Genomic DNA, 21793 nt, shown 5'->3' on the forward strand with positions numbered 1-21793 from the left:
CTTTTAAAATTGAATTTTTCAATTTAACTCTGGTCGGCTCAGGTACTATAAGCTTTAAGTATAACTACTACAGAATCGTCTATTATGGTCTTACAGTCCTGTGTTTCACAGATTTCCTAAACAATTATCAAAGGTTAATTAAACTGGTTTAGGCTTAAATCTAACTTGTGCTGATGGAAAATCTACTGATTCAAACATTATACATTTAGGATAGTTTGCAGTTTTTTTGTTCCTGGCAATTCCTTAAATCAATGCTTTCTTTTTAATAGCTTTATGATGAGTATACTAACACTTTGTAGCCTGCAAAACATTAAAAACTTCAATTGTTTTGATGTTCTGTTACATTGTTTAATATTTGTTAAAATTGAATAGCAATAGCGATATGATGCAAAACAAAAGATATTGTCAATTAAATAACTATAAATTAGTTACATACAGCCAAGCATGGGCATATCAGCGATCGCTTGTAGCTGAAAGAATCAATAATCCGAGTTTAAATGATGTTTTGATCTTATTAGAACACCCTCCCGTCTATACACTAGGAACAGGTTCTACTCTTGATTTTCTCAAGTTCGATCCGCAAGTAAGTGACTTTGAAATTCATCGTACCGAAAGAGGCGGAGAAGTTACCTATCACTGTCCCAATCAGTTAGTAGGCTATCCAATCCTCAATCTACGCTATTATCAACAGGATTTACACTGGTATCTTAGACAGTTGGAAGAAGTAATAATTAAAACCCTAGCCCAATATGATTTAAAGGCTTATCGTCTTCCTGAATTAACAGGGGTTTGGTTAGAAGGAAAAAAAGTAGCTGCCATTGGCATAAAAGTTCGTCGCTGGATTACGATGCACGGTTTTGCCTTAAACGTATGTCCTAATATGAGTGGTTTTGAGCAGATAATTCCTTGTGGTATTGCTAATAAGCCAGTTGGGAGTTTGGCGGAGTTTATTTCGGATATTACAGTAGACCAAGTTCGAGTTAAAGTAGCAGAAGCTTTTGCAGAAGTATTTCAAGTAGAGTTAATTGAGCATAATTATGAGTCAGCCACCCTTAAAGCCATTATCTGATAAAACTTGGGAAGATATCCGTCTTGTTGCCTCAGATATGGATGGTACTTTAACTAGAGAAGAAAAGTTTGATTCTGAGTTATTTAAGACTTTAAGCAGATTAGCTGCTGCGGGAGTAGATGTTTTAATTACTACAGGACGTTCAGCGGGATGGGTTCAGGCGATCGCAACTTATTTACCTGTCGTGGGTGCGATCGCCGAAAATGGTGGCTTGCTGTACTGGCAGGGTAGTGTAGTACCGCAATTGATGAGCGAAATCGATATTGATGAACATCGTCTACAGTTGAGTCGAGTCTTTGAGTTATTACAAAGCAAGTTTCCTCAGCTAAAAGAGTCGCAAGATAATCGTTTTCGCTTAACAGATTGGACTTTTGATGTTGAAGGGTTGAGTCAAAATCAGTTAGAACAAATAGAGTATATATGTCAATCCGAAGGTTTTGGATTTACCTATAGTACAATTCAGTGTCATATAAAATCGCTACATCAAGATAAGGCTTTTGGCTTGAGTAAAGTGATCCCGCAGTATTTTTCTAAGTTAAAAATAGAAGAAATATTGACTGTGGGCGATAGTCCTAATGATGAGTCTATGTTCAATCAAGAACAGTTTCCTGTTTCAGTTGGGGTGGCAAATGTTTTGAAGTATCGCGATCACTTAAAGTATTTACCTACTTATATTACCAGTAAATATGAAGGAGAAGGCTTTTGTGAGTTAGCAGAATTAATTATCAATCATCGTCAAAATAGATAAATTATTATTAATTGATTAGAAGTTAATTATCGTGTCCTAATTTTCGACAGGCTGCCAATAAATCTTGATGAAGTTCTAAGGAATTAGCGACGATCGCGCCATTATAGCTATAGTCTTTACAGGCGTGTAAAGGAGGCAAGGGTAAACCATCTAATCCCGTTACCTTACAGCCGTTTTCCTGCGCCATAAAAGCCAGTGCAGCACTATCAATAAACTTACCCCGTTTAGTAATCCAGCCAATTAGATCTCCTGAAAAAATGCCGTTATAGTTGGGTAATTGGCGATCGCTACAATAGCAGTTTTCAATATCGATTACGTCATATTTAGATTGCAAAGCAGGTTTGAGGTGCGCCATTCCCCAACCTAATAAAATACTTTGAGCGGGATTTGTGATCTTTAGCAATTGGCATTCATTTAAATCTCGATCTAACTTGCCTTTGTATACTCCTTGATTTTTAAAAGCATAGTAATAACAATCCTGTGCAGGAGAAATAGCAATTACCGCTTCATAGTGTTCTGCATTTAAAATACTTAGAATAATTTGGTAATTATCAAAACCATCGAGATAGTACTGAGTGCCATCAATAGGATCTAAGGTAATTAAATAATCATTTTTGCCTAATTCTGTAGAAGTAAAATATTTAGTATTACGAGATTTTTCATATTCCTCACCATAAAAGGCAAGATCGGGGAAAGTTCCTAATAAAGCTACTTCTACTAAAGTCTGAATTGAAAGATCCGCATCGGTTAATGCTGCTGATAAAAAATTATCCCCTGTTTCTTTGGCTGGTAAAGAAATAATTTTAGCTTGAATCTGCTTTGCATAACCCGCAGCCACTCTTAGATGGGGTAGTAGTGTCTGGAGTATTTCACGAGGAGAAGGCTGAGAAGACATATAAAGGTTACGCTTAGATTAATCTTTGAATCAACTTGGTTAGTTGAAGTTTTTAAGCTAATTACAATCATTCATTAGCTTATTACAAATTTACATTCGGGTGTATGGTAATTTTACTAAATTATTAATTGATCTAATATTTAGTTGAATTTCAACTTTCAAGCCAATGTGGACACAGATTACTCAAGCTATTACTCAAGCTACAGGAAAAGAATTTGCGATCGCCAATACGAAATCGGTTAGTGGAGGCTGTATCAATCAAGGCTATAAAATAAGCGGTAATAATACAGAATATTTCGTTAAGCTTAATCAGGCTTCTCAGGTAGAAATGTTTGCAGCCGAGGCTTTAGGACTAAAGCAAATGTATGCTACTCAGACAATTACTGTGCCACAGCCTGTATGTTGGGGATTAGCAGATAATTCTAGCTATATTGTCCTGCAATGGCTAGATTTGGGTAGGGGAAATAATGAAAGCTGGACAAAAATGGGTCGTCAGTTGGCAGCAATGCACCGCCAAGGAACAAACCAAAACTTTGGATTTGAAATTAATAACACTATTGGTTCTACCCCTCAGATTAACACCTGGATGGCTAACTGGGCAGACTTTTTTGCCCAACAGCGTATTGGCTATCAGTTAAAGTTAGCTAAACGCAGTGGCGGAAGTTTTCCTGATACAAACAGGGTTGTTGATGCAGTTAGGGATAGATTGGCTGATAGGCAGCCTCAAGCCTCTATAGTACATGGAGATCTTTGGTCTGGGAATGCTGCAATTACCGCCGATGGCGCACCTGTAATCATAGATCCTGCCACATATTATGGCGATCGCGAAACTGATATTGCCATGACAGAATTATTTGGTGGTTTTCCTGCCGTTTTTTATCATGGCTACAATGAGACTTGGCAATTAGACAGTGGTTATCAACAACGTAAAAGTGTTTACAATCTTTACCACGTCTTGAATCACTTCAATCTCTTCGGCAGTGGATACGCTAATCAAGCTAAAAGAATTATTGAGACAATAATTTGATTGCTAGACATGAGCGTCCAAATAACTTAGATTCTGACCCTAAATTTAATCTACTGTTTGCACAGATAAATTTTCCTGTAGTTGAATCAATTCATCTCTATGGGCAATAACACTAACTAAATTAGGACTATCAGTTTTAGACACAACCTGAAGTAGTATTTGTTCCCAACGTCCTGCTTTGCGCCAATAAAAAACACCTGCTGCGGGGGCGAGTAAAAGCAAAAGCCAAAATACGCCTCTGACACTAGGAAATAAGAGAAACAAAATTAAAGCCAAGCAGGAAAAGCCAACTAAAGCTAAAAAGGTAAGCAATATAGCCAGAAATAGACTAGGCTGCACAAAGCCTTTAAAAGTAACCTGTTTGTTTTCTGGATCGACAGCAGTCATCTGATAGGCTCGTGTTTCAAAATACTGCTGCAATTTTTTAATTAAAATATCCTCTGATTCATCAGGAACAAGTTGAATTTGTTTGGTACGGTCTTTAACCGAAGCACGAATAAAGAAGAACAACCCAATCATCATCAATAGGGTTAAAAGAAAAGTTGAGGAAATAATTGGCAGATTCACGCTGATTAAATTTAGTTTGATTATCAAGATTAAGTCTACAAAGAATATAGACTATTTTCTATTAGCATAATAATGACTGTAATAGTTATAAGAACCTGTAGAGCGATTTACCTGATTAGCTATGACCCCTAGAACAGGTACATTAGACATTCTAATGTTGTCAAGATTCTGCTTTAACAAAAAGCGATCTGTTTTACCAATTCTTACTATCAGTACAACTCCATCGGTATGGCTTGAGAGAATTCGACCATCGGCAAACTCTAATATGGGTGGAGTATCATAAATAATTAAATCGTATTGCTTACTTGCTTTTAGCTGATCCATTAAAGCATACATTTTCTGAGAAGAAAGTAGGCGGGTAGGATCGGGCGGAATGTCTCCTGCGGGAATGACGGATAAATTCCCCCACCGAGGAAGGTTAACAATTGCTGATTCTATATCTAGACCAGTAGCCAAAACATTACTCAAACCAGCTTCATTTTTGACACCAATCCAACGATGAATTTGAGGACGACGCAAATCAGCATCAATTACCAGTACCTTTTGTCCCATTGCTGCTGCTGCTTGAGCCAAATGACAAGAGACAGTTGACTTTCCTTCAGATGGAATAGATGAACTGATCACGAATGTGCGAATTGAAGTATCAGAACCCAAAAGCTTGATATTAGTATTGAGAGAGCGAAATGATTCTAGAAAATGAGTAGCACCATACCATTTTTGACCTCTATTTGTAGTTGACGCTGGCGTTAATTGATTGATGTTTAACGGTGTATCTCCTATGTATAGTTGAGGTAGGCTAAATTTATCTTTTTTAGGCGTTGCTTCTAGTTCATCTAAAGGTTTTAGATCTTTTTCAATAGGGATTTGACCCAGCAGAGGTAAATTAATGCTCTCTTTTAATTCTTCTGCCGAATGGAAAACAGGGTCAAGGCGTTCAGCCAGCAATGCTGCACTAAGACCCAAAAGAACGCCAGAAAACAGACCTAAAATAAGATTGCGAGGAGGGTTAGGGGAAATAGGCTTTTTTAACAAAGAAGGCTGAGAAATTGTTTGCCAGGGCAAGGCTTGCTGCGCTCCCTGTAGCTGCAATTCTTCTTGAGCAGTTAAGAAACGAGTTAAGCTTTCCGTTGCTACTCTTAACTGTCGCCTTAAATCTGTATACTGACGAGCAATCACAGGCATTTGCTTAGTATATTTGTTAATTTTCGCCAATTCTCCCTTAAGAGCCTGTTCACGAATTTTTAGTATTTCTAGCTCGTTGGCTGCCTGAATATATTGCTGATTTAGTTGCAAACGTAGAGAGCTTGGAGAAGTATTATTTGGCTTATTTTCGACGGAGTTAGATAAATTGTCTCCTAATACTCCGCCAGCTTCCTCTTGAAGTAGATTAGTTAAATTTGCTCTTTTCTCTTCTAAAGCTTGAACAGTTGGATTTTTGGCTGAAAAGCGAGTAGATTCTGTAGCTAACTCTACTTCTACCTTTTGTAATTCGTCTAGCAAGTTTTGATAGCGTGGAGATTCACTTAAATAGCTAGCTGCTAATGCCTGTTGCGGTTCTAAACCTAATTGTTTTTGCAGCAGAGTATATAAAGATTTTGTTTCTTTAGTTTTGGCTTGAGTGTCAAATAGCTTTTGCTCAAAGTCAACTTGTTGTCCTGCTAGTATTTCTGCCTGTTGTTCTGGGTCGAGTAAATTATGAACTTGACGAAATTTTTGTACTTCACCCTGCAAGCGATCGACTCGTCCTCTCACTTCGGGTAGTTGCTGTTCAACGAAGTCTATTCCTTGCTGTACTTTGGCTCTTTTTTCCTCTAAAGAGTATTTAGGATACGCTTCGGCTAAAGTATCTAGGACAAATTTAATTTTTTTGGGGTCAGGATCGACGTAAGAGACCTTTAAAATTTTTGTTTCGTCTAACTGAGCGATTTTAAGGGGAGATTTTTTGGGTTTTATTAATTCATCGTATTCAATTTCGGGATATTTACTGGCGAGGCTTTTGATGATCGGTTTTAAAACACGAGGGCTACGTAGTACTTCTATTTGAGAATCGTAATCTAAACCACCAAGATTTTGTTGCAAGATAGATAAGGGGTTATCACCTAAAGGGCTATCTTGCTTCTCGGAAACAGGTTCAACTAAAAGCTGAAAACTGCCTTCGTATTTTGGTTCTTGAGTAAATGTTACTATTGCCGTAGTGGTAGTGACACCAAGAATTACGGCACTAATAAGGCGCAAGCGATGTTTAATTATGCTTGCAAGGTGACGCAGATCGATACTATCTCCATCGGCTTTATTCTCTGATTGATTAACAGCAGGTAAGGAATAAACGTAGTTATTATTTCCATTTTTACCGTTAATTCCCTTGCCGTTTCCATTTTTTGAGGGGAGATAAGTAGAATGATCTGAACTTCTATCGGGCATTATTTTATCAATCCTCACAACACGAATTATTTTTTATAAGCAGTCCTAATAGTAGTCCATTACTAATACACGGCAAAGCAATGGACTGCTGTTATTTGTGTTTGAGGCTTAGAATATGAGGTTTAGTAAACCACCAAATGCCCCAAGTGGACCGAGGAACTTACCTACACTATCAGAAGCTTTTGTTGAACCAGAGCGACCGACCACAACTACATCATTTTCATTCAGAACAGGGTTTGTCTCTTCATTGACTTCCGAGCCTAAGTCAACCTCGATTTGGCGTTTATCTACTGTGCCATCAGGCTTTAAACTAATTAACTGTACTTTACCGCTGTTAGCACGCGTAGCATCAAAGCCACCAGCAGCCAAAATAGCCTGGTTAAGAGGAGTATTGGGTTCTACTGTCACTGGTCCAGGAGTAACAACTTCGCCAACAACATTAACTGTAATGGGTTGATTGAAACTACCTGAAGCAGTTGTCCGCCTATCTTGTTCGGTTAAATTATTTGCCTTAGCAATAACAATCTTGTCTCCATCTTGGAGAATAAGATCTTGGTTGGTATCTCCAGATTGGATTAATTCCCACAAATTCACAGCAATAACTTTTTCCGAACCATCCCAAGCAGTGCGCTTGACTTTTATATCTCTAACATCAGCTAAAGGCTTAATCCCCTTAGCAGCAGCTATAGCTTGAGTAAGTCTGGGAGGACTGGACTCTTGTTTGCCCTCATTTGCCCTACCACCATTGTTACTTGCCAATTGCTCTGGCTGAATAAAGTGAGAACCAGGACGATTGACTTCTCCAACTACTCCTACTTGGATCGGCTTATCTGTTTGTAGACCATAGCTGGCGGTGGCTAGTTTGTTTAACTCAACGGTATTAATTTTGTCAGTAGTAGGTACAAAAATAGTATCTCCATCTCTTAAGGAAATATCTTGCTTGATTTGACCTTTGGTCAGCAAATCCCACAGATTAGAGTTGTAGACAATCTCTTTGCCATTCGTGTCTCGTGTAACTCTAATATTGCGTACATCAGCAATAGTATTTATACCGCCAGCCTGCTCCAATAAATCAGTAACAGTAGGAAACTGAGGACTGTCGGGAGTGATAGCGACTTGATAAGAACCAGGGTTATCTACTTCACCAGAAACGCCAATTTTCAGAGGACGAGGAGCAATTAAACCGACAGTAATAATAGGTCTTTTGAGGTAAGCAGAATACTTTTTAGAAACTTTTTCCGAGGTCTCTTTTAAGCTCAATCCGCGAACATCAACTCGCCCTACCAACGGCAAACTAATTGTACCATCAACTAATACAGGATATTCTCCGCTATATTCGGCTACTTGAAAAATGTCGAGTTTAATTTGATCTCCAGCACCGAGGGTATAGTCAGTTTCGTCAGTGGCAAAATCAAGGTTTTCTGCGGGAATAGGAGTAACATTACTACCAGGAATCGACTGAGGAACAGTTTGACCTTCTAAAGGAGGTAAATCTCGGTAATTAATTGGTTGGTTTGGAGAATTAATTTGTTGGTTTGGAGTTTTTGATTCTCCTGAACCTGCATCCTGCAATTTTATGGTGTTGTCTTGAGCGATCGCTGGTGCAGCTGCCAATGCCAAACTAAAAGCTAAGGCAATTGCACTATATTTATTAACTCGTTCTAAAATTAATTGATACAAAACAGATTTAGTTTTCATAAATAACATCACAATGATAAAAGATTGATTATTGCGACTAGACTATCATTATTGTCTCTTGAAGTTAAAATGTCGAAAAAAAGAAAACAGAAGTTCCCTTATTTAATTGGTTCAAAGTGGACAGCTAAACAAAAAACTTGGGGATGGAGACATTTTCAGGTAATTAACCGCAAAAACCATGGTAAGTGGATATTTGCCGAAATGGTAGCATCTTGTGATTCCCAAACTCGTTTCTGGTTGAATGCCTCGCAGCTCAAGGATGATTCTCTCTGGCTATCTGGATGGAAAACTCTTCAAGAGACTGAACAGCTAGAGAACAGCAACGATATTAATTATTTTAGCTATTAATCTTGTTTATTTGTTTGAAGTTTGAATCAAGTTTTTATTAACAATCTAAATAAAAGGCTTGGAAAAAATAATAGCATTCTCTTTGGTAATTGTTTCTTAATTTCTTGATAAAGCTATCGATAATAAATGAAGAAGAGATGAAGTTTTTAAAACTGGCACTATTTATATATATAAACTGATATTAGATAATTCCATTCAAAATAATTAGTTTTCAGCTATCAGCCATCAGCTATATTGTCCCACGTAGATGGGATTAGCTCTGGCTAAATAATTGATAAGTGTTCAATAATAACTGATAATTGATAACAGCTTAGTTAATAACTAATAAATGATTCAAGCACTCAGAGGAACAAGAGATATTCTGCCAGAGGAAGTCGGTTACTGGCAGTTAATTGAAGCCACGGTCAAAGAAATACTAGGTCGAGCGGTATACCAGGAGATTCGAGCGCCAATCTTTGAGCAAACAGACTTATTTGAGCGTGGTATCGGCGAAGCCACCGACGTGGTAGGTAAAGAAATGTATACCTTTAAAGATAGGGGCGATCGCTCTTTAACACTGCGTCCAGAAGGTACAGCAGGAGTAGTACGAGCTTATATCAGCAATAAGCTTCATGCTCAAGGAGGAGTCCAGCGTCTTTGGTATACTGGACCAATGTTTCGTTATGAACGTCCTCAGGCTGGTCGTCAGCGTCAGTTTCATCAGGTTGGTTTAGAGTTACTGGGTAGTGATGCTCCCCGTGCAGATGTGGAGGTAATTGCCTTAGCGACTGATATTTTGCAAACTTTGGGTTTAAAAAATTTAGAATTAGATATAAACTCGGTTGGTGATAATAGCGATCGCGCTAACTATCGAGAGGCATTAGTTAGTTATTTTGAACCTTACAAGGATGATTTGGATCGAGATTCTCAAGCTCGTTTAACTGGCAATCCTCTTAGAATATTAGATAGCAAAGATCCTCAAACCCAAAAAATTGCTCAAAACGCACCTAAAATTATCGAACATCTTAGTACTGAATCAAAAAAACATTTTGATACTGTGCTGCAATTATTGACTGATTTAAATATTAAATACCAAATAAATCACTGCTTAGTTAGGGGTCTAGACTACTATACCCACACGGCTTTTGAAATCAAGTCTGATGATTTGGGCGCACAGGCAACTGTCTGTGGAGGTGGACGTTATGATGGTTTGGTTGGCGAATTAGGCGGACCGCAGACGCAGGCTGTAGGTTGGGCGATCGGCATGGAAAGGCTGGTGTTATTGCTGCAAAAACTGCGGTCTAACCCTGTGAACAATCCCGATTTATATATTGTTTCTCGTGGAGAAGTTGCCGAAGCTCAAAGTCTGATTCTGGCGCAGAAATTACGTAGTGCTGGCTTGAGTGTTGAACTAGACCTCAGCGGCAGTGGCTTGGGAAAACAGTTTAAACGAGCCGATCGCAGTGGTGCAGTTGCTTGCCTAGTTTTAGGAGACGCTGAGGCGGAAAACCAAACCGTAAACTTAAAGTGGTTAGCATCAGGGGAACAACAGGCGATCGCACAAGCTGATTTATTAGCAATGAGCAGGGAATTAGAGTCGAAAGAGACTTTTGGTCAAAAAGCCTCTTTGACCGACTTGTTAAAAACTAAGATCGCCAAGCTAAAAGATTAAATATTATTTATTAATCTTCCGCAAAAATATAACGATGTAAATCGCTTGGATTAGGTTCGGAACTATTTTCAGCAAATTTAACCGCCTCATCTACTCTTGCCGATATCTTATGGTTAATTTCCTTAAGCTCGTCTGCGGTGGCTAAATTTTGCTCAATCATATATGTCGCGAATTTTTTAATCGGATCCCGTTGACCCCAAAATTCTTTTTCCGCAGGATCTCGCATCTCATCTGGATCGGCTAGAGAATGACCTCTAAAACGATAGGTCAAGGCTTCAATCAAGGTAGGTCCTTCTCCAGCACGAGCGCGGGCAACAGCTTCCTTAGCTAAAGTGTTAACTGCCAACACGTCCATACCATCAACTTCATAACCTGCCATGTTAAACACGCTGGCTTTTTTGTAAATTTCGGTTTGAGAAGTAGCGCGATCGTGAGCCATGCCAATTGCCCACTTATTATTTTCGACTACGTATATAATTGGCAGCTTCCAGAGGGCTGCCATGTTCAAACATTCAAAAAATTGACCATTATTACTTGCTCCATCCCCAAAAAAGCAAACCGCAACACTATCTGAACTATCGTCCCCCATTGCTTCACGGCGATATTTACTTTGAAAAGCTGCACCAGTAGCTACGGGAATTCCTTCGGCTACAAAAGCGTAACCTCCCAAGAGTCCATGTTCAGCAGAAAACATATGCATTGAACCCCCTCGACCTTTACTACACCCAGTTTCTTTGCCAAAAAGCTCTGCCATTACTTCTTTGGCAGGAACACCTGCACTCAAGGCATGAACGTGATCGCGATAAGTACTGCAAACGTAATCTCCCTGAGCGCGCAAAGCCTTAACTATGCCAGAAGAAACTGCTTCCTGACCATTGTAGAGATGGACAAAACCAAACATTTTGCCTCGATAATACATTTCAGCACACTTGTCTTCAAATAAGCGTCCCAAAACCATATCTTCGTATAGAATCAGTCCTTCTTCTTGGGTAATTTTGACAGAAGCAGTATCAAATTTAGGTAAGGTTCTTTCGGCACACATAGAGCAGTTTTTAGAATAAAGGCGCAGACTTATATTGAATCATAAAACCCAAGCCGATGAAAGAGAAAACTACTAAGTTGGATAGCTCAAAATAAATCTAGATTAAAAATAGCTAAAATACATAAATAAGATTACAAGATTACTTGTTGCAGGGAAATTGTTCAGCACAAGCTATGGTGAAGGATAGTTAACGAAAATCAAGTTATAGTGCTTGAGAATCTGGCAATGTAAAAAGCAGTAAGTAGAGTTTGCAAGCATTGTCAGACACGAGTTGGATCCTATTCTAAATTGCTATACAACAAAGCATTCAATTGATAATTTAATTAAGGAGATATTTTTATGGGAAGTGGTTCTGCTAATAATTACCTAGACCGTTTTTTTGGGGCAGCTGTCTATCTTTTTGCTCTATACGATGCCGTAGTTTTGGGGGCTGCTTTATTGACTATTCCTGCTCTGCGACCACTATTTCAACTGATACAAGTTCTCTTACTTCCTATTTCTACAGTCTATGGATTGATTCCCCTAGGGTTAGGTAGTTTAATTGTCTTTTTTGCTTTGTATTTAGCGGTAGTCCAAAATAATAATATTTCCTTTTTTATTCGTTTTAATGCCATGCAATCAATTTTGCTGGGTATTGCTCTATCTTTAATTCAAATTATCTTGCAGACTTTACCAGCATTAGGTTTGGTTGGTAGCGTAATTTCTCTGGTGGCAATTGGCGTTTGTTTTTTCTGTATGGTGCAGTGCCTCTTAGGTCGTCGTCCTGAAATTCCTTCTTTCTCTCATTTTGTCTATAATTTCATTTCCAGATAAAAACAAACTCAAAATCTTGGTATTTATTGGTTATTAATTCAAGATTGCTATAACTTGATTGGAAATACAGCCAATACCTTCGATTTCTATTCTGACTGTATCTCCTGGATTCATTGAGCCAATTCCCTCGGGTGTGCCTGTCAAAATAACGTCTCCTGGGGTTAAAGTCATCACCTGAGAAATATAAGATACAAGTACATCGGGGTTGAATACCATATTGGCAATAGAGGCAGATTGCTGGGGTTTATCTTCATTATTAAGAAAAGTCTGTATTTTTGCTTCGACGCTCAATTCTCTGACAATCCAAGGTCCTAAAGGGCAAAAAGTGTCAAATCCCTTGGCTCTTGTCCACTGTCCGTCTTTTTTCTGTAGATCTCTTGCCGTAACGTCGTTGGCAATAGTATAACCCCAAATGCTTTTAGCTGCTTGCTCTGGGGTGGCATGACTACAGCGATCGCCAATGACTACAGCCAATTCTCCTTCATAATCAACCCGTTGAGATTGGGGAGGATAATGAATATTTTGACCATCGGCAATTACAGTTGTTGAGGGCTTGAGAAACAACAATGGTTCTTTTGGTACTGGTGTACCCATTTCGGCTGCGTGTTTAAGATAGTTTTTGCCGACTGCCACAATTTTTGAAGGTACACAAGGAGCAAGTAATTCGTAGGTATCTAAATCTTGCTCAAGCTCCGTTGCTTGCCCTCCCAGCCAAGGAGGAGCATCATATATAGATACACTTCGATTGGGCTGTAGCAGACCATAGTAAATCTGGTCACGATTAGTTTTAATGCGAACATAGCGTTGTGCCATAACAAAACCAAGTTAAAAATTAATCATACTAAAGATAAAATTCACCAACGAGCGCAGATAATCTGCGCTCGTTTAAGGCGGAGTAATCTTTGACTCAAAAATAGTGTTGTTTTGAGCTAGCTCAATTTTAAATTAATTTGTCGATGGAAAATCAAAGAACTGGTAATTAATCATCAAGTAATAGTAAGATTGTAATTCCTTGCTTTTGTGATTGCTAGAAAGTGAATACCGCTTTCGACTGAAGCTAATTGCCAAAAGCCATACTGTCCATAAGGAGAACAATTAAAATGAGCAACACTTACGAAATGATGTACATCCTCCGTCCTGATTTGTCAGAAGATCAGGTAGGAGAAGCAGTGAGTAAATATCAGACTTTTCTCAATGAAAACGGTGCAGAAAACTTAGAGGTTCAAATCAAGGGCAAAAGAAGGCTCGCCTATGCTGTAGGTAAGTATTTGGACGGTATTTATGTACAGATGAATTATCAAGCTGATGGAAGCCAAATAGCACCATTAGAAAGGATGATGCGCTTGAGTGAAGACACTATTCGTTATCTCACCCTCAAACCCAAAAAACGTGCTATTATTGCTGCCCAAAATGCCCTAGCCGAACCTGTCTCCGAAGCACCCCAATCATAGATAATCTAGAAAACTGAGATTTTAGTTTCTAGTTTCTAGAACCCGCAGGCGATCGCCTACCTGGATAATTCCCTCATTTTGGGGAATCATATTAACACCAAACATTACCCCTTGTTCACTTAACTGTCTAAAAGTTCCCAGTGTATTAAGGGGTTCTTTTAATTTATTTTTGTCTCCACTTGTTTGATCGATGGTAGTCATAATACAGCGACTACAGGGTTTGGCGACTGTAAATTTAATCTCGCCAATTTGAATTACGCTCCAAGTATCTTCAATAAAAGGCTCCATAGTCTCTATGACTATGTTTGGGCGAAAACGATCCATGGGAATAGCCTCTTTTTGTTGCTGATGAATTTCCATGATTCTTTGGTTTAACTCCACTAAAGAAGCTGTTGCCGTAAGCATGAGCGGATAGTTATCAGTAAAGCTGATAGGGTTGTCGAGATCGCTGGAATATTTTTTATCTAGTAGGCGAGTATGTTGACTAGACTGCCTAACCAGACGGCAGACTTTGCCAAGCTCTAAATTTAATAATTGATGAAACCATTGAGCTACCTCATTTCCCTGATCGATTGCTAAAATGCGATCGCGCCAAATTTCTACTTCTATAGCTGATCCTGTCAGGGTGGGAGTAAAAACCAAAGGAGGCAAAGTTTCGTCTGACAGCCTCAAAGTAATCTGATTCTCGTCCAGTTTAACTATCACTTTAGCCAATTGAGGAAATTGCCTTTGAGTGATAAATTTGCCACTACCAGAAACGAGCATCATTTCTCTGTCTAACAAAAATCCTTTAATTTTAACCTGCGTTTGCTGTAACTCAATTCCTTGACAAGATTTAAGGGGATAAATACACAATTGCGAGACAATCATAAGCTTTGATAAACTGGCAAAAATAGGAAGAATAATCTATGAAGGAGATTGTCTTTATCCCAGCATTTCCATAGAATTACTTAAAAGCAAAGTTCAAGAAGATATTTATTTGATTTGATGGTTGCTCTTCTATGTTTTGTAAGGCAAAATTTCCAATTCGTCCACTTTTACACCCATAATAGTTGTTATATTTATTTTGCCAAGACAGTCTAAAGTCTCAATCAAAAAAGGCGTTCTTTTTAATACTTTTGGTTTCCAAGGCGATCGCTTTATTTATATTTGCTTTGTAAATATAAATAAAGTTATTAAGTAGTTAGACAAAATCAAATTCAACTTTGACTGTGGTGAAATCTTTCTCAACGATTGGCTTAAGACGCGCTCTTAAAAATGATGTGGGAGATGCCAGTAGAACCTATGTTGTTTGCAGCAACGACACAGTAGTAGCCTATTACTCTCTCCATTTAGTAAGTAATAAGTAATAAGTCAGGATAATTAATACATCCTAACTTTAGTTTTTTTAGTTTGGCAGTTATTTACGCTCGCCTACTTAATAAACTGCTAGCTATAAAAGTTGATAAATTATTTAATGTTACATGGTTTATCTGGCTTTGTCTGACCTATACCAGACATAGTAAAAGTTTTTCAGCAACTTAAAAATTCTTAACTTATACAAATTTGGCTGTACTACCTGTCTTGTAAGGTTATAGCAATTAATACATTTATTTTAGGCAGTTAAAGTAAGCTATTGATTTAATTTAGATAAATTATTTCTCTGAAAAATACTACGATCAAAGAATAGTAAGAAAGATCAAAAACAATAAAAATAAAAAACTTTGGTAGGCAATCAAATATTCAAATATCTTATGAAAACTCGGCTAGAAGAAAAGTCGTTTCTTGATTATGTTTAAAAGATCGCTCCAGGCATCAGCAGCAGGAATCAAGCAGGCTAAAAAAGCTTTTAACTACAAAGGCTGGACTCAAGAAAATCTAGCCGAAGAAGTAAATTTGAAGACTCGTCAGCCAATCTGGAGGTTTTTCACTGGTCGTCCTATTGAACGTTACAATTTTAGGGAAATTTGCTCAATTTTAGACTTAGATTGGCGAGAAATTGCTGTCGATCCACCAGAGGAGTTTTCTGATAGAGAACTATCAGCTATTAATGTCGATGTCCTAGTTAAAAGAGTGCGATCGCAACGCCATGCAAAAATTAAAGTTCAGTGCGGGACTTTAAAGTTATTAGATACTAATCATCCTGTGGATCTAGAAAACATCTATGTCGATGTCAATATTTTGCCAGACATTGCCAGTCAACAGTGGTTAGACATCGCCAACTTAGAAAATCCTACTACCGAAGAATTTTATCGCTTTGGTTTAGGACAAATTTCTCAGTCACAAATTTCAGGCATGGATGCAGTCAAAACTCATTCAAAACTTAGATTATTGGGTAAGCCTGGGTGTGGTAAAAGTACCTTTTTGCGACATCTAGCTGTTGAATGCGATCGAGGTAATTTTGCTGCCAATTTAGTACCGATCATGATTACCTTGAGAGATTTTGCTGACGAATCAAAAGATATCTCTTCATTTAGCTTATTAAACTACATCCACTCTGAATTAATTGTCGATGGTGTCGAGCTTTCGGAACTCAAAATTCTACTACGCAATAGCAGAGTTTTACTTCTACTCGATGGGCTGGATGAGGTTTCCCAGCAAGATAATAATGCAGTCTTAAAAGAAATTCGCCGTTTCTCTGAAAAATATAGCCAGAATTTGTTTGTCGTCACCTGTCGAACCGCTGCCAAAACATTAGATCTTAAGGGCTTTACCGATGTTGAAATTGCTCCTTTTACCCAATCACAAATTGTCGCTTTTGCTCAGAAATGGTTTGCCGTATTTAGCAAGCAAAACAATCTCAACGATTTAGATCCAGCAGTTGAGTTCATCGCCCAACTAGACTTACCAGAAAACCTCTCGTTTCGTAGATTGGTAGTTACCCCCTTGTTTCTCCATCTTGCTTGCTGGGTATTTCATCGCCAAGAAAAATTCCCCCGTAAAAAAGCCGAATTCTATAAGCAGTGCTTAGATCTGCTCTTGGGTAAATGGGATAAAATTAGGGGCATCAAGCGAGATGAAGTATATCGAGGATTTTTGCTGCCTCAAAAGCTGAAGCTGATGAGTCAAATTGCTGCTGCGACTTTTGAACAGGGGGACTACTTTTTTGAGCAAAAAACTGCCGAACAGCAGATTTGCGACTTTATTAGTAATTTACCCAATGCCCCTATCGAACCAGAAGAACTAGTATACGATAGCGAAGTGGTGCTAAAGGCGATCGAACTGCAACATGGGCTATTAACCGAACGAGTGCGAGGAATTTTCTCTTTTTCCTCTTTGACCTTTCAAGAATACTTTACTGCTCGTAATATCGTTGCTAGTCATAATTTAAAGTCCTTGGAGCGAGACTTAGAGCGTTTAGTTAGTCACATTACCGAACCACGCTGGCGCGAAATCTTTTTATTAACGGCTGCTATGTTACGCAGTGCAGACTCTTTAGTCAATCTAATGAAGCAAGAGATTGATGCCTTGGTAGCTGAAGAACCCTATCTTCAAGAGTTTTTAACCTGGACAAATCAAAAATCTCTGCTCGTACCCCAACCCACCTTAGCAGCAACTCGCGCTTTTTATCTAGATCTTACAGAAACTTTTTATCTAGCTCCTCACTTTGCTCTTGCCTATACCCTCAATCCAGGTATTTTCCTCGATACATTATTGGACAATCTGGTGTTGGAATGTGCCATAGAATCTAGTTCTGACTTTGTTCATGCCCATGCCTGTGGGGATGCTTTGGATAATGCCTTAACTATTGTGCTTGACGTTGCTTTACAGCAATCCTTGCAGCAACTCAGAGACAAACTCCCCGATCCAGATGGCGATCGCCAAGTCTTTCAGTCATGGTATCAAGTCAATCATTCAGCTTGGAATGAGCGTTTAAAAAGTGCGATCACCCAACATCGCCATATACAGTCTGATTGGCACTTTAGCCCCGTACAGCAGCAGATTCTGCAACGCTACTATGATGCCAACAAGTTACTCCTCGATTGCCTCAACAGTAACTGTGAAGTAACGGCTGCGGTGCGACAGGATATTGAAGCTAGCTTGTTATTGCCACTAAAAGAACTGGAAAACAAAGAGTGGGATAAGTAAGTAGATAGGCAGAATAATTTATAAAACCTAAAAAGCTAATCTTTTCCCTACACCCTACACCCTGACACAACCCAAGTCTCTGGCTATATTCAAGAATTGGTATTAATACATCAATCTGCAACTCTTATAGATTAGATAATACGCTAATTAATCATCGACATTACTTATTGATTAAAAAATGAAAGAGCGATCGCTTCACTAATGCAGTCGCTACAACGGAGGTTCACTCCCTTCGGGTTCATGAATTGCATTGCGATTATTGTGACTTTTCAAATATCCTCTTGGCAAAAAATTAAAAATGTATGAATTCTAAACGAATTGAATGACTCTAACTGCAAAGATTATTTTAAATTTTATAACGAACTCAAACATAACAAACTTATCTTATACATTTCTAATGTTGACCGCCATAAATCTGTCGTAATATATATAGAAAAAATATAGAAAAATAGCATTAAACACCAATTAATCAGGCTATTAAATTATTAATCAAAGATTATTTCTTTATTAATAATTTATTACTGAATTCTAATTATGCCCAAATCTCAGCTTGTTTCTACCCATGAACTTATCTTTGACACCCTATTGGATAATTTGTTGTTGCAATTTAGCATTAGCTCTATTTATAGTTGTAATCTTGTCCAGGCTCATGCTTGTATTGATGCTCTTATCTATGCCATAGATACTGTCCTTGATGTTGGGTCAAAGCAACCTCTACAACTATTCAAAGACCAAATACCTAATTTAAGAGATCGATCGACACATAAATTACGCTGGTGCCAGGTCGAGTATCTGGTCTGGATTGAAGAGTTGAAAACGGCAGTTTCACTCTATCGAAAAATGCAGTCTTGCTGGAATTTTACTAGCGAGCGCAAAATTCTCGAACAATATTACAACGTTAACAAATTCTTAATCGACTGTCTCGATCACCACTATGGAATAACAATTGAGCTACGCCAAAAAATTGAAACTGCTTTGTTATTTTCCGATAAGCAACCAATAGAAAGATAGTATGAACCAAATCAGCAATCGGTAATTATTTGTAAATAACTCTGCATTAGGAATTACAATTTTTGTGCCTTCATAGGTTCTAATCGTAGTAGCGCGAATTTGAATGTTTTCTAGCGTACCTTCAAACTTCTTGGAAACAATCCGATCGTTAATTACAAAAGGTTCGTTTAAATTTGTTTTGTTATTGAATATCTAATAGTTTATGAGTTTGCAAACTAATGCGCCATTGCGGATGCTGAAGCACGTATTGGAAGATTAAGTCTTTACTCAAAGAAGAATTCCACTCTGGCTGTAAATAATACAAGGCAGTTTTGGGAACTGAGGCTGCCTGTTGTTCTGCCCATTTCAAGTCGTATTCATTAGTCACCACTACTTTTAATTCGTTGACACGCTTATAAACACTACTGTGAGGTGCTTTAAACTGTTTGGGAGAAAAAGTTACCCAATCAAAATGACCGCTAAAAGGATGTGCGCCAGAAGTCTCTAAATGAACTTGCAATCCTGCTTTTTTGAGTACTTCAGTCAGAGGAGTTAAATCGTGCATTAGGGGTTCACCTCCCGTAATAATAACGATGGCAGGACTAACCGCTTTTGCTGCACGAGCTAACTCAACCGTAGACTGTTGAGGATGATGTTGAGAATTCCAAGAATGCTTAGTATCGCACCAAGGACAATGAACATCACAACCACCTAGACGAATAAAAAAAGCGTTTACTCCAGTCCAATAACCCTCCCCTTGAACAGAATGAAAAGTTTCTACAATCGGATAGGTAATGGTTTTGGCAGCAATGTTCAAAGTATTCAAAATGATTGAAGTTTTTGGTGTTTAGCTCTCTTTAATTTTATCTTTATTTTTAGTTTCTAGGTTTGATTCTGATTTGGACTGGCGATCGCGCTTGGATCGCTAATTGCTATTTTCAACTTTTTTTTCGTCTGTTTCTTCATTAGCCTGGGGTTTGTCTTTAGATTCTTCTGGCTCTACATTTCCTGCACATTTCTTAGCTTCTTTAATAGTGTTGATATCCTTGGCACATTTTTCGTACTCTTGCCACTCAACAGTTACGAGCTTTTTAATTTTTTGGTGTCGAGCTACTCCTTCGTAAGCGTAACGATTAAGATTGTTATCCACAATCAATTCTTCCATATACTCAATCCTTTGTTTGCTGTTGGGATGGGTTGATAGCCAAGCAGGAGGCTCTGAATTTTCTTCATCGTGATTAACTTTATCGAGTTTTGCCATCAAATTCCTGACTCCATCTGCTGCATAGCCAGCGTTGACTAAGGTTCTGGTGCCAAAGAGATCTGCTTGTTTTTCCATCCCTCGGCTGTAGTTAAGGACGATTAAGCTAGTGGCAGTATTGCCCACATAGGGGACGTAGCTGATAATATTGGCGGTCAAATTCCCTTTGGCAGCTAATTGGAAGCCATGAGATAAAGCAGCATGAGAAATTTCGTGTGCCAACAAGCCAGCTAATTCAGCCTCAGAATCAGTGTTCATAATTGCTCCTGCATTAACAAATACTTTTCCTCCAGGTAAAGCAAAGGCATTAAGTTGATTATCCATAACCAAATAAAATCCATAGGTAAATTCATCTCTTCCAGATGCAGCAGCAACTTTTTGACCAATTTCATTTACATATTGAGTCGCTTGTTTATCTTCGAGCAGAGGTAGCTGTTTTTTAATTTGTTTAACGGAACTTTCTCCTACCGCCGACTCTCCTTTTAGCAACAAAGAGCTAGTTTGTAAGGCAGAAAGAGGACCAAATAAATTACCCGTTAGAGCAAAACCAACTGTACCAGCGATCGCATTGCCGATAGCATTCCAAGTAATTGAAGAGCGTAAATTGCTTTGATACTTAGCTAAATATTGATCGGCTAATTGACCAAATTCTTCTGCTTCGGGTAAATTAGGATTAAATAAGGCAAACTGACGCGCCGTAATTGAGGCATCAAGCCATTTATCTTCAGCAATATCCTCATTCATTTTGGCTTTGAGCAACTTTGGTTCATTAGGATAAAGATTAACCGCCCGATTTAAAACTTGCAGAGATTCTTCTTCTCGTTCGTATTGTTTTAGTACCTCTGCATAGCGAATATGACCAGAAATAAATTGAGGCTCTCTGGTAGTTAACAGCTTTAGTGAACTAATAACTTTAGTTTCTAGCCCTTGTTCTTTTCCTTGTTGATAGTTGCGCCAAAATACTTGACCTGCGGGGCTTAATTGCTCAGGATCGTCAAAAGTTGCCACTTGTTTATTTTCTGTGGCTCTTTCCTTCTCAATTGGCCAGACTTCTTTAGCCTCGCGATATAGTTTGACAGCAGCAGCTTTATTTCCTGCCAGATATAGCTTATCTGCTTTAGCTAATTTTTTTAAGCGCGCAATTTCTTCTGGAGTTGGTTTTTTGACTTTATCCTTGGCTTCTGACTCGTCTTCTGTCGGTCTATCTTCATCAGTAGTTTCTGGCTCTGACTTTTCTGTTGAAGTATTTGCTTCGGTATTGTCTATTTCAGCATCTTCGGTTGATGTTTGTTGCTGAGGTTCAGGCTCTGATTCTTGCTCTTTTAAATCTTCTGTTGACGTATCATTGGCAGCAGTCTTAGGATCATTTGACTCTGATTTTACTAGGTTAATTGTATTTGTCTGATCGATCTTGCTGTCTGTGGCAGAGTCTGCCAAAGTAATCGTCGGAAAAATTAAAATATTTAAAATTATTAAGTAAAAGTTTAGAAATTTCATTAAAATGCCTCGTAGTTTAAAATGTTTTTATCTTTGGACATAAATGCCAACAAGTTTGTGATCGTCAAAGTTAAACAATGCCGATTAATAAAAATTGATTATTGTTTAAAACTGGAATTAGATAAATTTAATAATTTGACTGCTAAATATTGAAAAATGTTGCCAAAAATACAAAAAAAGTAATAAATAATCAAAAAATATTAACTATTACCTTTTGTTTTAGAATTTGCACCTTTTAGATTGGAAA

Annotated in this window: 19 protein-coding genes; 9 read left to right on the forward strand and 10 right to left on the reverse strand. The window is 38.1% G+C overall.

Translation table 11 applies throughout. The annotated features are described in order from the left end of the window. The first annotated feature begins 382 nt into the window (after positions 1-382). Together lipB and SLP02_RS16370 are read left to right on the forward strand one after the other, a co-directional pair. Positions 383-1069: a lipoyl(octanoyl) transferase LipB gene (lipB, locus tag SLP02_RS16365; RefSeq protein ID WP_319421768.1), complete on the forward strand. Its 687-nt coding sequence runs from the start codon at positions 383-385 to the stop codon at positions 1067-1069. Continuing rightward, complete coding sequence (locus SLP02_RS16370) at positions 1038-1817, forward strand: HAD family hydrolase (protein ID WP_319421770.1); 780 nt, start codon at positions 1038-1040, stop codon at positions 1815-1817. The genes lipB and SLP02_RS16370 overlap by 32 nt, the downstream gene beginning before the upstream one ends. 22 nt (positions 1818-1839) lie before the next feature. Here the strand turns inward: SLP02_RS16370 and SLP02_RS16375 are convergent, their stop codons facing one another. Beyond that, the gene (locus tag SLP02_RS16375; protein ID WP_319421772.1) at positions 1840-2712 is read right to left on the reverse strand and encodes an inositol monophosphatase family protein; all 873 of its coding nucleotides are present in this window, start codon (positions 2710-2712) and stop codon (positions 1840-1842) included. A 166-nt stretch (positions 2713-2878) separates the two neighbouring features. Here SLP02_RS16375 and SLP02_RS16380 point away from each other — a divergent pair, with 166 nt between their 5' ends. Beyond that, positions 2879-3739, forward strand: a complete 861-nt coding sequence (locus SLP02_RS16380) for a fructosamine kinase family protein (protein ID WP_319421774.1) — start codon at positions 2879-2881, stop codon at positions 3737-3739. Positions 3740-3784: 45 nt separating this feature from the next. Here SLP02_RS16380 and SLP02_RS16385 read toward each other — a convergent pair whose 3' ends face one another. From SLP02_RS16385 to SLP02_RS16395, 3 genes are all read right to left on the reverse strand, one after another. Further along, complete coding sequence (locus tag SLP02_RS16385; RefSeq protein ID WP_319421776.1) at positions 3785-4306, reverse strand: cofactor assembly of complex C subunit B; 522 nt, start codon at positions 4304-4306, stop codon at positions 3785-3787. Between the two features lie 51 nt (positions 4307-4357). Further along, positions 4358-6727 carry a GumC family protein gene (locus SLP02_RS16390; RefSeq protein ID WP_319421777.1) on the reverse strand — a complete coding sequence of 790 codons (2370 nt, stop codon included), beginning with the start codon at positions 6725-6727 and terminating at the stop codon, positions 4358-4360. Between the two features lie 108 nt (positions 6728-6835). Continuing rightward, positions 6836-8425: a polysaccharide biosynthesis/export family protein gene (locus SLP02_RS16395; RefSeq protein ID WP_319421779.1), complete on the reverse strand. Its 1590-nt coding sequence runs from the start codon at positions 8423-8425 to the stop codon at positions 6836-6838. Positions 8426-8494: 69 nt separating this feature from the next. On the opposite strand from SLP02_RS16395, the gene SLP02_RS16400 reads away from it, so the two are divergent. Both SLP02_RS16400 and hisS read left to right on the forward strand, forming a co-directional pair. Beyond that, complete coding sequence (locus SLP02_RS16400; protein WP_319421780.1) at positions 8495-8773, forward strand: TIGR02450 family Trp-rich protein; 279 nt, start codon at positions 8495-8497, stop codon at positions 8771-8773. A gap of 328 nt (positions 8774-9101) precedes the next feature. Beyond that, complete coding sequence (gene hisS, locus SLP02_RS16405; protein ID WP_319421781.1) at positions 9102-10424, forward strand: histidine--tRNA ligase; 1323 nt, start codon at positions 9102-9104, stop codon at positions 10422-10424. A 10-nt stretch (positions 10425-10434) separates the two neighbouring features. On the opposite strand, the gene pdhA is transcribed toward hisS, so the two are convergent. Then, complete coding sequence (gene pdhA / locus SLP02_RS16410; protein ID WP_319421783.1) at positions 10435-11466, reverse strand: pyruvate dehydrogenase (acetyl-transferring) E1 component subunit alpha; 1032 nt, start codon at positions 11464-11466, stop codon at positions 10435-10437. A 339-nt stretch (positions 11467-11805) separates the two neighbouring features. Here pdhA and SLP02_RS16415 point away from each other — a divergent pair, with 339 nt between their 5' ends. Continuing rightward, positions 11806-12279 (forward strand): Tic20 family protein, encoded by a 474-nt coding sequence (locus SLP02_RS16415; protein ID WP_319421784.1) that lies wholly within the window; start codon positions 11806-11808, stop codon positions 12277-12279. Between the two features lie 33 nt (positions 12280-12312). Here SLP02_RS16415 and SLP02_RS16420 read toward each other — a convergent pair whose 3' ends face one another. Next, entirely contained in the window at positions 12313-13092 is a 780-nt protein-coding gene (locus SLP02_RS16420) for a fumarylacetoacetate hydrolase family protein (protein WP_319421785.1), read from the reverse strand. A gap of 287 nt (positions 13093-13379) precedes the next feature. Between SLP02_RS16420 and rpsF the strand changes: the two genes are divergently transcribed. Next, a complete protein-coding gene (gene rpsF / locus SLP02_RS16425; RefSeq protein ID WP_319421787.1) occupies positions 13380-13730 on the forward strand; it encodes a 30S ribosomal protein S6 in 351 nt (116 codons plus the stop codon). Between the two features lie 21 nt (positions 13731-13751). On the opposite strand, the gene SLP02_RS16430 is transcribed toward rpsF, so the two are convergent. Beyond that, positions 13752-14600: an MOSC domain-containing protein gene (locus tag SLP02_RS16430; RefSeq protein ID WP_319421789.1), complete on the reverse strand. Its 849-nt coding sequence runs from the start codon at positions 14598-14600 to the stop codon at positions 13752-13754. A gap of 900 nt (positions 14601-15500) precedes the next feature. On the opposite strand from SLP02_RS16430, the gene SLP02_RS16435 reads away from it, so the two are divergent. After that, complete coding sequence (locus SLP02_RS16435; protein WP_319421791.1) at positions 15501-17798, forward strand: NACHT domain-containing protein; 2298 nt, start codon at positions 15501-15503, stop codon at positions 17796-17798. 534 nt (positions 17799-18332) lie between these two features. Continuing rightward, positions 18333-18809: an NACHT C-terminal helical domain 2-containing protein gene (locus tag SLP02_RS16440; protein ID WP_319421792.1), complete on the forward strand. Its 477-nt coding sequence runs from the start codon at positions 18333-18335 to the stop codon at positions 18807-18809. Here SLP02_RS16440 and SLP02_RS16445 read toward each other — a convergent pair. The 3 genes from SLP02_RS16445 to SLP02_RS16455 form a co-directional block, all read right to left on the reverse strand. Continuing rightward, positions 18777-19001, reverse strand: a complete 225-nt coding sequence (locus SLP02_RS16445) for a mechanosensitive ion channel domain-containing protein (RefSeq protein ID WP_319423695.1) — start codon at positions 18999-19001, stop codon at positions 18777-18779. The two genes, SLP02_RS16440 and SLP02_RS16445, sit on opposite strands and share 33 nt — an antisense overlap. Next, positions 18991-19605, reverse strand: a complete 615-nt coding sequence (locus SLP02_RS16450; RefSeq protein ID WP_413467391.1) for a 7-carboxy-7-deazaguanine synthase QueE — start codon at positions 19603-19605, stop codon at positions 18991-18993. The genes SLP02_RS16445 and SLP02_RS16450 overlap by 11 nt, the downstream gene beginning before the upstream one ends. Before the next feature lie 108 nt (positions 19606-19713). Next, entirely contained in the window at positions 19714-21546 is a 1833-nt protein-coding gene (locus tag SLP02_RS16455; RefSeq protein WP_319421796.1) for a M48 family metallopeptidase, read from the reverse strand. Positions 21547-21793: the final 247 nt, after the last annotated feature.

Origin of the sequence: Pleurocapsa sp. FMAR1 (assembly GCF_963665995.1) — a bacterium.
In the GTDB taxonomy this organism is placed as follows: domain Bacteria; phylum Cyanobacteriota; class Cyanobacteriia; order Cyanobacteriales; family Xenococcaceae; genus Waterburya.